This is a genomic window from Ensifer sp. LC11 (assembly GCF_001695835.1).
Classification (GTDB): domain Bacteria; phylum Pseudomonadota; class Alphaproteobacteria; order Rhizobiales; family Rhizobiaceae; genus Ensifer.
Map to the genome: position 1 here is coordinate 105,501 of NZ_MBSO01000034.1, position 13,687 is coordinate 119,187.

The 13,687-nt window shown below is 57.7% G+C and carries 5 protein-coding genes; 2 read left to right on the forward strand and 3 right to left on the reverse strand.

Features of this window, described 5'->3' with window-relative positions; all coding sequences use genetic code 11:
* Nucleotides 1-7: 7 nt before the first annotated feature.
* Entirely contained in the window at nucleotides 8-352 is a 345-nt protein-coding gene (locus tag BBX50_RS21815) for a cupin domain-containing protein (RefSeq protein ID WP_065777410.1), read from the reverse strand.
* 790 nt (nucleotides 353-1,142) lie between these two features.
* Between BBX50_RS21815 and BBX50_RS21820 the strand changes: the two genes are divergently transcribed.
* Nucleotides 1,143-4,562, forward strand: a complete 3,420-nt coding sequence (locus BBX50_RS21820) for an STY4851/ECs_5259 family protein (protein ID WP_244513090.1) — start codon at nucleotides 1,143-1,145, stop codon at nucleotides 4,560-4,562.
* Nucleotides 4,559-10,690: a DEAD/DEAH box helicase gene (locus tag BBX50_RS21825; protein WP_065777412.1), complete on the forward strand. Its 6,132-nt coding sequence runs from the start codon at nucleotides 4,559-4,561 to the stop codon at nucleotides 10,688-10,690. Before BBX50_RS21820 ends, BBX50_RS21825 begins: the two co-directional genes overlap by 4 nt.
* A 150-nt stretch (nucleotides 10,691-10,840) precedes the next feature.
* On the opposite strand, the gene BBX50_RS21830 is transcribed toward BBX50_RS21825, so the two are convergent.
* Together BBX50_RS21830 and BBX50_RS21835 are read right to left on the reverse strand one after the other, a co-directional pair.
* A complete protein-coding gene (locus BBX50_RS21830; protein WP_065777413.1) occupies nucleotides 10,841-11,587 on the reverse strand; it encodes a helix-turn-helix transcriptional regulator in 747 nt (248 codons plus the stop codon).
* A gap of 123 nt (nucleotides 11,588-11,710) precedes the next feature.
* Nucleotides 11,711-13,246, reverse strand: a complete 1,536-nt coding sequence (locus BBX50_RS21835) for a reverse transcriptase domain-containing protein (RefSeq protein ID WP_065777536.1) — start codon at nucleotides 13,244-13,246, stop codon at nucleotides 11,711-11,713.
* Nucleotides 13,247-13,687 lie beyond the last annotated feature (441 nt).

Consider the following 13,687-nt stretch of genomic DNA (forward strand, 5'->3'; position numbering starts at 1 on the left):
CGGCAAGTCAAAGGCGGATCACGTAGTCCTTGCGGGTCGTCTCGACGACCTCCCAGGTTCCTTCGAAGCCCGGGCGCAGGATCATGCTGTCGCCGGCCTTAAGATGCGCCGCCTCGCCCCCATCCTGCGTGACGATCGAATAGCCGGATATGATGTGGAAATATTCCCACTCTTCATAGACGATCCGCCACTTGCCGGGCGTCGATTCCCATACGCCGGCATAGAGGCCGCCGTCGGCTTCCTCCAGGTTCCAGGTCCGAAACTGCGGTGCCCCGGAGATCAGCCGGTCGGCAGCGGGAGTACCGGTTTCCGGTTCGACGGACGACAGATCGAACTTCTGCATATTCGTCATTGGGCACCTTTGTGGGGAGACCTGCATCTCCCTTTTTTGTTTCAGATGTAATTCGCCAGGTACATCCGTGCAGCGTGGTGTTGATTCCGTTAAATAATACGGCGCACCTCGCCGGATAAGTCCGACGGTATCGACACATTCTTACGTTCAGAACATATCGCTTCGCCACATTCCACCGACACCACGTTACTACCTGAGGTCGATCCCATTTCCTACCCTAGCGGCCGCACCTTGCACCAGCGTGATCGGACGAATGCCGATTTCGCGCTGCCAAGCTGGAACAAATTCCGTTGAGGACGGTCCCAAGGCGCTGACACGTATCTTCGCAGGATTGTCAGTGTCGCGAGGGTTTTCGAGGACGGTTATCCGGCACGAATTCGGATCGAACGAGTAATGGAAGTACGTGAACCTTCTGCTCAGCGGATCGATCCAACCCTTGGCTTTGACGGCCAGAAATCAAAGGTTCCCCGCGACGCCTCGCATGGACAGCGTGGGAAGGTGACATGGCAACAGTCCTCATCAAACTGGGACTTCAGTGCCTCACTGTGCAGGCCCACCTTTGAGGCCTAGCCAGTTGATGGCGAACGGAGTTTTTGAAGGGGCAAGGAAGGCAGTCTGCCTCCCTTTCGGAGTCGTTATCCCTCGGAATAGGCGGAAGCCGTTAACGTCCTGATCTGCAATTCGGCCTCGTTGAAGCCGGCCGATTTTCAGGCCATCCTCAAAGTGTGATCATTGAAGCGAACTCAACTTTAAATGACAATGATGTTCGAATCGCTGGGTGGGGACTGCCGTGCATTTAAACAGCCTCGATGACGATGGCCTCCGCAAAGAATTCGAGCGGTCCTACCATCATCTTTGGACTCTCGAACGGCTCAATGACGTCTTGAAAAAGCGGTACTCTGATGCGGCGAACGAGCTTCAATTGCTGGTAGTCAAGAGACTTCGCGAGCTACGCGGCGTGTCCGCCCCCGCCTCTGTCCCGGGCGATCCAGCCAGTTTCTGGACGACGGCGTTCCTTAACAGGAGGAACCTGAAGACGCCTAACGGTCAGCCGTTCCACCGTTACCGGATGACCGATACGGAATTCAGCGAAGCTGGGGTGGTGCTCCGAGGTCTCGCTGCCAGGCGGAAGCTGATACCTGACCAGCGGACCGCCTGCGGGGTCTTTGCAGCATTCTGCGCTGAGTGGTTCCGACGGGAGGCAACGTCGACCTTCAGGAAATGGGACGCATTGGCACCCGATATCTTTCCGGCCATTCATGGAAACCAGAAGAGAGAGATGGCCGAAAATGGACTCAGATTCTGGCGACGCCCGCTTCTGGAGATCAACGGCACGAATGAGTACCTCCTTTCATTGGCGCTAGAGGGCGGTGTTCCCGTCAAGGTCATTGCGGATGAAGGTGCGGGGTGGCTTAGGGACTATCTGAGGCACCTGCTTCGTTTCGCGCTGGCGGGGCACGAGGTCGCCGCGGTGCGTGGCTATGCCCATGACGAGTCCTATAGGATTAAGCTCAGCTATCGGAACGATGCGTTTGTCGACCTCTGCGCGGAGCTGGCAGCCGAAGTCGCCAAATGGCGAACCGTTGTGGAAAGCGAGGCTATCGCCGGGATCGATCCTGTTTCCTTTTTGGACGCCAAGTACCCAACCTGGAAGGACTCCATCCCGGTCTACCTCCCGACAGGCGCGGACTCGGCGGCTCGGGTTCTCCTCACGGGGCTAATCGCGGAGAAGATCGAAGCCTTCTCGAGCCATGGCCTTGGATGCGAAAGGTTCCTTAGCTTAGAAGGTGGGGTGTGGCAGCCTGCACTTCGGATAAAGGCAACAGGGGACATTCCGATTGGTCGGCTCCCCGGTGTATCAACGGCGACTCGGTGGCGCGCAACACCATCCGGTATTTTGGCCGACTATCTTCCCAGCCAGTTGGCTTTGTTCGAGCCGCCGTCCGACGACCAGCAGTCCTGGCGGGTCCGCCCTTTGGCTGATCTGAGCCGAATGATAGTCGGGTTCCCACTTTCAGCGACCGTCAGCGTGAACATCACGGCTAACAACAGTGTTCATGCGTTCGATTGGCCAAACGGCCAGCGAGCTACGTCCGACGTTCTCGTTTTCGATGAAGTAGACCCGTCGGAAACCCCCACCCTACTTCGACTGGTCAAAACGGGGTCATCGAGCCTTCCGTCCAAGAAGCTGTTCGTATTGGTGCCTGCGGCATGGACAATAGAAGGCAGCGACGAAGCCGTCGGACGGACGTGGCGGGTGGCTGATCGAAAACTGATCGAGGTGACTGGGACCTGTTACTTATCTGAGGCTGTGGTCACCGAAGGTGGTCGATATCGCATTCAAGCGGGGAGTGAAGAGCGCGACGAAACGATCGAGCTGACCTCACGTTCCTCGCCGGGGATAAGCGCCGCCGGCGATTTCGACGTCATGGAAGCGCCCGTCAGGCTGGTTATCACCAGGAATGGAGCGCCCCGCCCGATCGAACGGGATGAATTGTTCGTCAGGCAATCCGGAGGACCTTGGAGGACGCTGCCCCGGGGAGAAATTCCTGACGTCGGCATGATCGAACTTTCGTGGCGCGACCCGAAATCCAATATTTACATAGAAAAGCGGCGCATCGCTGTTGTTCCGGCTGGAGCGTCGGTCAAAGGCCTCTTGAAGACGCCAACGACCGGGCGGATATCGCTGGCCGAGCTCCCCGGGTGGCAGCTCGCACTTTCCAATGTCGCGAACGCCGTTTCGCGGAACGATGCTGGCAACATTCTTATCGAATTCAGCGGCAAACCAAACTACCGTCTACCGGCACTATTGGAGCCTCCCGAGGGCAAACCGATCCCGATCCTGGTCCCGGTTGCCGCCCGCGATTCAGTTATCGTGAACGGTGATGGCGAGGTGGTTGATGCCGGGCAGCAAATGGACCTGGCATCTCTTCGCGGCTCGCGGGCGATTTCCTCTCACAAATCGGTCCTGGTGATCTCGCGCAAGGGTTCCAAGTCGCAGGATATCTCAGTTGAGGTGGACGGAGAGTTTGCGATCTCCACGCTCAAGTCGACGATCGAACAGATCATGGCAAGCGTCGAGCATCAGGATGTCAAGCTCGATATGCATTTCGTTGGCGATTCCCGGCTGCCCATCCGACTTGCGAGGTATCGTTGGGATCGCCCGAGGCAAGAACAAGGAGCCGTCATATTTTCCACCGTGGGCGTCGCGGTCTGCCGTCCTGTCCTCGCCCCAGAGGTCGAGCGCACGCTGGACCATTTCCAACCTGATCGATTCCGTCTGCCTGAAGATGTGTATGGTCCCTGCCTAGTTTACCTGCGCGACGGGCCTGACATACTGACCCGGCCACTGCTCCTCATTGGGGCTGCGGAGGTACCTGCGTTTCCTTCGGGGTCGTTGCGAACTGCGCTCTGCCTGAGGAATTACAGTGAACTTCAAACGGCAATCGCGGAGCGGCTGGGAAAGCTCTGGTGTGATCCGAACGCAATTGAGGACCTAGCCTACATCAGGTCGCTAGTCGGAAACCTTGACGGCCTGCCGCCGACCGCGTTCGAAGGCCTCAAGAACCTCCCGCATCATCCTAAGACCTTGGTTCGGTTGCTGCTGGGGGCAGCTGACGACAAAAGCCGTGTAGCGGTGTGGGGATTGCAGGGACAGTTGCCGTTCATCTGGCTTGGTATCCCCCTTGAGTGCTGGAAATGCGCACTCGACTTTGAGCGGAGCACGATAGAAAATGCGCTGGCGCAGGTTCCGGGCACTGACGAGTTTCGACTCGAAATCTTGGTTAAGTACTTCCGGGATAAACTCGCAAGCCTGGTCGACATCGAGCCCTCTCTCGCGGCGATCTTCTCAGCGCTCGACTTTCCCCTCACGCCCCGCACCAAGCCGCTAGAGAACATTATCGAAGACTTCATCAAAGACCAGCGGTCGCGGGAAACCGAAGACTCGAGCAGCGTCGTTCGGGCAGCTCCCCTCGCCCGTCGTGTGTCCGAACTCGGGCTTACCGTTCCCAATGGCATAAGTCACCGCTTCAGTCTTGGAGACTTTGACGCGCTTTACGGGCCCGTCCTTCTTGCTGCGAGCGCGTGCGGGCTTGCGATCATCGACCGCGATCTCGAAGTCCCGCTTCGGGCCGCGCTTCACGAGAACGGTGCGTTCGTCTCCGAGGCCTATCCCCATTTCTTCAATTTCTTCAGGACCAAAATATGAAACCCTTTGAAACCCTGGCCGACATCAGACGTCGATCCGTAGACGCCGTCGTGGCGCAGCTTGGTACCAATAACGAGGCCCTGAACCAGCAACTGCGTTCCATGCTCGGTAGCGAGCGGACCGGGGACGGCTCTCTCATTCAAGACCCCGTCATCGAAGGAGCGCACCCTTTCATTACAGCCGCCGAAAGTATGGCTGAAGTCCCGCCAGATGTGCTCCGTCCGCAACTCGTGTCGATCCTGGACGGCCTCGATGAGGAAGACGAATATCGGTTTCCAAAATCCAGAAAACCCTTCAGGCATCAGCTGCAGTCCTGGAACAAACTTGCGCAGCCCGGAACCCCGCAATCGGTGCTCGTTACGTCGGGGACTGGCTCAGGAAAAACGGAGTGCTTTCTTTTTCCGATCCTCAGTGACCTCATCAGGCAGACCGAGGGCAACTCGTCAACATTGGAGGGCGTCCAGGCGATCATGCTGTACCCGCTGAACGCCCTCATCGAAAGTCAGCGGGCGCGTTTGTCCGCGTGGACAAGTCCCCTGAAGGGCCGCGTCCGGTACTGCCTCTACAACGGCGATCTTCCGCAGCCGGCTCTCCCAGAGAGCGAACGCAAGGCTTCGCCCGAACGCCAAATCGACAGACATCAGCTTCGCTCTTCACCAGCCCCAATATTGGTGACGAACATTACAATGCTCGAGTACATGCTGGCTCGAGCTGAAGACCAACCGATCATCGAGAAGTCAAACGGGAAACTGCGGTGGATCGTATTGGACGAGGCACATTCGCTGGTCGGTGCTGCCGCTGCCGAAACAGCGCTGCTCATCCGACGTGTCCTGCTCGCATTCAACACCGCCCCCGAGAACGTTCATTTCGTGGCTACCTCGGCAACGATCGGAGATGACCGGGACACCGATGACAAGCTTCGACAGTTTCTGGCCGAGGTCGCGGGCATACCTGACGACCAAGTGCATGTGATCAAGGGTGACCGCGCCCTACCCCATCGTCCGAATGCCAAAGCCGACATGCAGATCGATCCATCGGCAGCGACTCCCGCCGAGCTCTACGATTTTTTCGGAGGAAAGAAACAGGTCTGGGAATTTATCAGAACGCTCAAGGAAAAACCGCAACCGCTAACGGCGCTGGCAACGGTCGCGAGGTCCGTCGGTATCGAAACCGAAGACTTTATGTCTCTGCTGGCCGCCGCTGAAAAATCGCATCCTGAGACCGGGGAACCGGAGCGCCTCGCGCCAATGAGGGTGCACAGCTTCGAGCGAGCAATCCCCGGCATCTGGGGATGCGTGAATCCAAACTGCGTAGCCTCACCATCGGGATGGCCGTTTGGGAAGTTGTTTCCCAGTAAATTCGAGAACTGCGACACATGCGGTTCTCCCGTGGTCGAGCTGATCAGCTGTACCGAGTGCGGAGAGCCAATGCTGGAGGCGGAAGAAGACAGGTCGGCTGGTAAATTGCGCCCGTCCCCTCGGGGATTGGAGCGAGACGAGTTCCAGTATGAGGCCGAGCGCGACGGAGAACTGGACGCCGAGGGCGACGAGGACGAAGACCAGGAGGACGGCGACGCGTCGATTGCCCAGAACAAATACATGGCAAAGCAGACCATCCTGTTCGCCGCAACCCCTTCAAAATCCTCCCGTCCCATCTCCCTATCCACCAAGGATTGGAGCGTGCTGGCGGGTTCGACTGCCGCCTCCGTGACCTTGAGGTACGAGGAAAAGTCGGTCGCCGACGGCGTCTGCCCTTGCTGTGGCGTCAATGCGCTGCGCGGCATCGACAATCTGCTCCGACCTGTACGTTTCGGCGCGCCGTTCATGGTCACGGCGGCCGCACCAATACTGCTTGAAGCTGTCGATCCGAAGCCCAACAGCGAACGCACATTGCCCTCCTCTGGGAGGGGGCTCATTTCATTCACTGACAGCCGCCAGGGAACAGCCCGGATGTCGGCGAAGTTCCAAGCGGAGTCCGAGCGAAATTTCGTGCGGTCGTTCATCTACCATGCAGTGCAAGGCGCGCTTGCGGCCGACGAGGACACTCCCGAGGTAGCAAACGTTCGCGCGGTTATCGCGCAACTCGAACCCTTGGTTGGCACGAACCCGGGACTACAGCTCTTAATGGACGGACAACGCGACCAATTGGCGAAGCTCACAAGCGAAAGGGTGATCGGCGTCAACTGGAACGAACTCATTGATCGCCTCGCGAGGAGACCAGAGGTCGAATTCTGGATGAAGGAGGTCTGGGAACCCCGCGACCCAGATCGCTTCGGTGATGCGCACAAACTGGCGGAGTTCCTGTTGTTGCGCGAGCTGTTCAGACGCCCGCGGCGCGCGAATTCGCTTGAGACCCTGGCACTGGCATGCCTCAAGTTCCCGTCTGTGGAGCGCGTTGCTTCCATGCCGCCAGCGTTCACACGCCGCGGGAAAACGATAAATGACTGGCGTTATTTCCTGACCGCCATCATCAATCACTTCATACGCGCGAAATCGGCGGTGGATGTAGATCGTCGCACGATGCGCTGGATCGCACCTCAGATTAAGTTGCGGCCGCTTCTCGGCCCGGGGCGCTCCAGCGGAGGCGACAAGCGTTATGTGATTTGGCCCAGGGTTCCTCGGAACCTGTCGAGCCTGTCCACGCCGCAGACCCTCCTCATCATGGGCCTGAAGCTCGACATCGCCGACCCAAGCGATCGTGACGACATGCAGGATTGCCTTCAGATGGCGTGGGATCAGCTCCAACAGGTGTTGAACGCCGACCGTGACAATCCCGCGCTCGACTTCTCAAAGGCGGTCGTCGCGCCTGTGACCGACGCCTTCCGATGCCCGATCACTCGCAAGGCAATAGAGATCGCACCTTTCGGCCTCACTCCCTACGTTCGCATCAATTCGGCGGTTTCGGATGCCACTCCGCTCAGGATGCCGGAGATTCCAATCCAGCTCATCGCGTCCGACGATCCAGCATCAGCCAAATCAAAAGTCTCGGACTGGCTGAACACCGACGGACGGGTCGCCGATCTCAAGAAGGCGGGCATTTGGGTCAACATCTCCGAGCGCATTGCGCTCTTCGTCGACTACGCCCGGTCCGCCGAACACTCCGCGCAACAGGAAAGCCAGCGTCTCCGACAATACGAGACGGATTTCAAGGATGGTCGGATAAACATCCTAAACTGCTCCACGACGATGGAAATGGGCGTGGACATCGGCTCCGTTTCCACGGTGATGATGACGAACGTTCCGCCGTCTATCGCGAACTATCGCCAGAGAGTAGGCCGCGCAGGGCGGCGTAGGCAGCCGTTCTCAATGGCATTCACGTTCTGCCGGGACCGCCCCCTAGATCGCGAAGCCTTTGGAAACCCCTTGGCATACCTCGATCGAGCAATGTCACCTCCCAAGGTCGCCTTAAACAGCCGGCCAATCGTCCAGCGGCACGTCAATGCATATCTTCTCCGCCAATACATGCTGACCAGGGGCGGCGACACTCTGAAGCTGACAATCGGCTCGCTGATGGGTTGCCCGATCAAACTGCTTGAAGGTCGGGTCGAAAGTCCCCCGGTATCGCAATTCCTTCAATGGCTGGAAGACCCAAGTACCATCCGTGCGACGACCGCGGACTTGAAGACGCTAGTGGCTCGGTCCGTGTTGGAGCAGGACAACACGCTCGTAGAGGATTGCCGGACGGCAATGCTGGAGGTGGAAGAGGTTTTTGTTCACGAATGGGAAGGCCTTCGTCAACTTGCACGCGACGAAAGCGAGAACATGAAGGAAGCTGGCCGAGCTCGAATGTCGCTCGAACTCCAGAGGCTTTGCGGCGAATTCCTCCTTAGCGCTCTCGCTGACAGAGGTTTCCTACCGGGACATGGTTTCCCGACGAACGTTGTCACGTTCATACCTCACAGGTCGAAGAAGCCAAAGCAAGATGACCCGTCGCTAGACGGTCGCAGACACGCGAGGCTGTCCGGCCCCCAACGATCCCTAGACCTAGCGATACGCGACTATGCCCCCGGTTCGGAAGTCGTCCTGGACGGCCTCGTGCACCGCTCGGCCGGAGTTCTACTCAATTGGAAACGACCTGCGACCGAAGAAAAGGTCAGAGAGGTCCAAAGCATTCGCCGACACTGGTGCTGCTCGCAATGCGGAGCGGCCGAGACCACCCTCCAGGATGTGCGTGTGTGCCGCGAATGTGGCGCGCAGGTACTCAGCGTCGAATACCTACGGCCCAGCGGATTTGCTGTCGACTTCTGGAAAAAGGAACACGCAGATACCGATCGGATCACATACGTTGCGCCCGAGGAACCCATCGTGTCCATCGCAGAGCAACCCTGGATCGCGCTCCCTATCCCATCTTTGGGGCGCTACCGCGGGAGCGGCGAAGGCACCGTGTACTATTCGAACGCCGGACCGACCAGGAATGGTTACGCGGTATGTTTGCACTGCGGTCGCGCCGAACCCGAGCTTGATCCCGCCGGCAATTCCGACGATGCCCGTTCGTTATCCCCTCTGGATGGACACCGCCCGCTGAGACGGAAAGCAGCCGACGGCGACATCATCTGCGAAGGTGTCGAGAAAAAGTGGAAAATCAAACGGAATCTCGCCCTCGGTTACGAGATCACGACTGACGTCTTCGAGCTGCAGCCTTCAACTCGAATTTCTAAAGCGGCGGCGACCGCATTGGTTATCGCCATGCGTGAAGCTCTTGCACGCTCGCTAGGCGTGGAAGCAGACGAAATGGGTTATTCCGTGCATCGCTCCAAGAACGAACTTGGTGGTGACTGCAATTCTCTGCTCGTCTTTGACAAGAACGCCGGCGGCGCTGGATTCTCGATTGCGATGGGCTACAACATTGCGATGGTACTCAAGGATGCGGAGGGAATCCTAGATTGCAGCAGTCCAGGGTGTGTTAACGGCTGCGCAGCCTGCGTTCTTACCTCGGACGCTCCGTTCGAGGACGGAGAATTGGACAGGACTTCAGCCCTCGCGTTCGTTCGCGGCCATCTGAGCTTTGGTGCTGCGGTCGAAGTCAGAGACCGTTTCTCTGATGACACGGTTCTCTCGATCGTGGTCACCGACGAAGTCGATCGCGAACTTAAACGTCGCAATGATCCGCTTCTGAGAATTTACATACCCGAGGATGCCGATCTCGGGCAGATACCTTCGTGGTCGATTATGCAAGAACTGAGCACCTGGTCATACCGTGGATATCGGATCGCTGTCGTGGTGCCACCCAAGATGGTCGCACGAGCCGATCAGGCATCGAAGCTCGTTCTTCAGGCGCTGGGACACAGACTATCCGTGGACGACAGGTTCGCGATCCATATCGGCGAGATACCGATATGCTCAAACGGCGCGAGTGTTCTTGCGACCGTCAGCGGGAATGGCGAGACAATAGCTTGGGCGACACATAGCGCTTCATCTCGCTATCCTGGCATCACGTGGGGGCAGCCAGTGGAAGGCTCTATCTTCAGGGGGACCATCCAAGACACGGTGCCGACAAACCCGATTTCCCCTTCGGAGCTTCTCCCGCAATCTACTGCGAAGGTGCTTCTCATCGAGAAGAATCTGGATCGTGCGATGAGCCTCTTCGGAACAGGCATGGCAGGGCTGATCCGCACCAATCTAGCGAACCTCGGATTTGAAGCGGACACCGCGATATCACGGATTGAATATAAGGACCCGTATGTACGCTCTCCGTTAGTGTCAAAACTGCTTATCGACACGGCAGCGGCATTGTTCAAGTCCTCGACCGCGCCCATCTTAAAAATCACGACCGCGCCGCCGAAAGTGCCACTTTCACCTCCAAAGCACATCCCGAACGACTGGCCCGACGGCCACTTGGTTTCCTCGGTGCAAGCAGAATATGGTCGTCTGAAGAACATTGACGTCCAAGTCAGCCTCGGCGACTGCGGTCATGGTCGATTCATGGAGTTGACGTTTACCGATGGGCGCGCGGCCACTGTGATTTTTGACCAAGGCTTCGGTGCTTGGACTCCAACAGTCCGGGACAACCGCACACTGCATGACTTCACGCAGACGCCGTTCGCACAAGCGACGTCGATGCAGAAAGCCAATCCGATGCTAGCGAGAAAGGGAGTGTGGCCGACATACGTCGTCCTAAGAGCTGAATAGGAGCGTGACTCAGCACCGGGATTAGGCGGGTGTGTTCATAGTCGGCCACAAAACACAAAGGGCGCTCGATCCATTTCTGGAGAGCGCCCTTTGAAACCCGGACAGCGTAGCGCGCGACGAAGTCACTGCGGTGTTGGGCTGATCCCGTTTTCAAGGTTCGCCAGCCATAGGCAGAGAGACGTTTCGCTTATCGACGTACACATGGCTTCGTTTGATTGCGCCCGGGTCGGTAAGCTTCGGTGTGACCGAAACGACTGCGACCTTCCAGTTTGGAAGCGTCGGCTGCGGCGCAGGCATAACGCCGCTGAGTACGGTCAGCCCTCGCCTCTCCATCCCCCTGATGTGGTCCAGGATGTCGTTATACAACTTGCGCCGGCGCGGTTCGTCGTCGAAGGAGTTCTCAATCCAATCAGCTAAAACGAAGGATGCGAGGTCCAGGTATTCGGCAAGGTTGGCGATGTCTTCATCATACGTTTGCGGGACATCCGGCCTGTGTAGGAGGATGCCATCGCATTTGGCGGCTTCCCGGATTGCACGGTGGGTTTTCATAGGAGAGACCGCAACCTCTTCGAGATGGCCGTAGGTCTCGACAAGGCTTTCAAACGCCTTCTCTGGTCCGAGCGGTATCCGGGGTGCGTGATATGCCCCCTTTTCGTAACCGAGCGCGACCGCGATCCTATCGAGGGCCTCTTCGCTTACCCTATCTCCGCGCTCCACCCTTTCGACAGTGGAGATCGAGACCCGAGCGAAGTCGGCAAGCGTCGATACCTTCCAATTTTTCAGGTTCCGTGACCACCGCACGACGAAAGCAACGACCTCCACCGGAGGTGGCGTCGGCACATCCGTCCGGCGCTCAGGCAACTGTGCAATCTTTTCAATGATATCTGATACGTTCATCGAGCAATCTCCTTTCGATGCTCGGAAGATGCCCTGGATGCGTCGAGGAAAAGAGTCTCGAAAATCCTTCAGCTACGCGGGAATTTCAACGCTTGGCGGTTCGCATGCCCCTATGCGCGCGGGTTAGCGCCCATCGAGCCAAGCTGTCAAAGCATCTATATGAACTGCGAAGTCCCTGCCTTCTTCGGGGCCGCCCTTGTGAATGACACCAGCTACCTTGTCGTCTTCATCAAGGACTGGCCCTCCTGACATCCCCTGGGTTAGCTTTTGTGTGACCTCGATAAGCGGAACCGCACTCTTTACCGCGAAGCTGCTGATGTGGCCTGAACGAACATTCAAACTGTCCCCGGGTCCATAACCTGGATATCCGACCGCCGTCAGCGCGTCTCCGAGTGACGGCGCTCTAGTCGCCATTTCGAGCTCGAAGAATTCGTGAGCAGGAATCTCGTGGTCCAAGATCGCAAGGTCGCGGACGGTGTGATGCTGTCTGACCCGTGCCTTGAAAACATTCGATGGCTTCGAGGGATGATAGACATCGATCTCTTGTCCAAGCGCCTCCTCAATACAGTGAGCGGCGGTAACCAAACCCACGTCTTTCAAAAAGAAAGCACTTCCCTGGGCAAATTTGCCCTCGAAGTGTTCGATCACCCATACGGCTCGACTCCTGATTTGCGCGCGGGTCGGTGAAACCTTGATGGGCTGCGTAGGAAAAGAGGAATTAAAGCGGGCAGCGATCGCACGGAAGATTGGGTCGGATTGCCCCTTTACGCTTCCAAGCCATGAAATCTCACCTTTCAGGTGTTGGCTAAGGCGGCACTTCCCTCCGTATTCGACTTCGAATTTCTTCTGCGCGGTATCTGCGCCCAGGGTCTCGATCGAATACAGAGTGCTCCTGATGTTCCGGACAAAACGCCTGTCAACGTTCAAACCGGAATTGATTTTGAGCCCGGTCACTATCCGGCGGCTGTGCTTGTCGCCGTAGTGCGATTTGCTCGGGTTGAGCTTGAACCCGTTGTTCGTGAACGCCCCGATCAGCCTCTGCGAGAGCAGGTCCGGGACAAAATTGCCTGTCGGAGGAACGCCTTCAGCGAACAGGCCTCCAGGTGGCTGATAGCTCGAAAAGGTGATGTCGTCGGCATACCGTGTGTAGATGCAATGTGCCGCCTTGGCGATCGCCTGAAGTTCCTTGTCGAGTTTGAAGCAAACCATGTTCGACAAGACCGGGCTGGTCGGCGCACCTTGCGGCAGGACCCCCTGGTTGGTGCACAGACGGGCAACCACGACCGCGACGGACTCGTCGACCCCGATGGCCTTCAGAAGACCCGCAACACGGTTTTCAGAAATGGACGGAAAGAAGCGTTCGACATCCAAATTTACGACGAACTTGCTTTTCAGGTGTGAGGTCGCGTTAGTCCTGACGGATCGATCCGGGACAAATCCATGGACTGGATTTCTGGGCGAGTAGATTTGATCGAGAAGTAGCGCGATCGTCCTCTGTAGCATTTTCAGCCGCCGATCAGGCGCGCTGATAATTCTGGGTTTCCCGGACTTCGAAAGAAGGGGAAAGTCTTTGTACATCCGCCCCCGGAACCACCAAATCTTGCGCAGCTCGGCTTCGGACAGACAAAGGTGGCCTAAAAACGTGGTGAGGTCCGTCATCTCCGAAGGTATGCGGACGCGGAAGCTGACGCCGCCGAAAACGCGCAAGGGGTGTGGCACGAGGTCTCCCTCCAATCACGCCATGTGCATTCAGGCATACGTGGCGCGCACGATATTGTAGATACATTCGCTCTTACGCCGCAGTTCCTACAGCGCGTATGCGAGGGGAGACCTCGTGCCGAATCCAATACCAACTGGTCAGACAGACGGATAGCGCCTGAACGGCCTTCCGGATTGTTTCAACAGGGTTTTCGATCGGAAGTAGAACACGCGGTCGCGTACGTCGTGGTCAGGGCACTTGTAGAAGCGAACTGAGGACACTATTTTGGTGGAGGCTCATGACAGGAGCCTGACGCCCGTCAACGCAAAGCTGCTAGCGGCACTGTCGAAATGAACCCTACCCCGTCCATGTCTGGTTCGGGCTCGGGAGTGGAGCGGGCG

Excerpts from the sequence above, each read along its gene's own strand:
- BBX50_RS21815 (WP_065777410.1), bottom strand. The coding sequence starts at position 352 with ATGACGAATATGCAGAAGTTCGATCTGTCGTCCGTCGAACCGGAAACC.
- BBX50_RS21825 (WP_065777412.1), top strand. The coding sequence starts at position 4,559 with ATGAAACCCTTTGAAACCCTGGCCGACATCAGACGTCGATCCGTAGAC.
- BBX50_RS21830 (WP_065777413.1), bottom strand. The coding sequence starts at position 11,587 with ATGAACGTATCAGATATCATTGAAAAGATTGCACAGTTGCCTGAGCGC.
- BBX50_RS21835 (WP_065777536.1), bottom strand. The coding sequence starts at position 13,246 with ATGACGGACCTCACCACGTTTTTAGGCCACCTTTGTCTGTCCGAAGCC.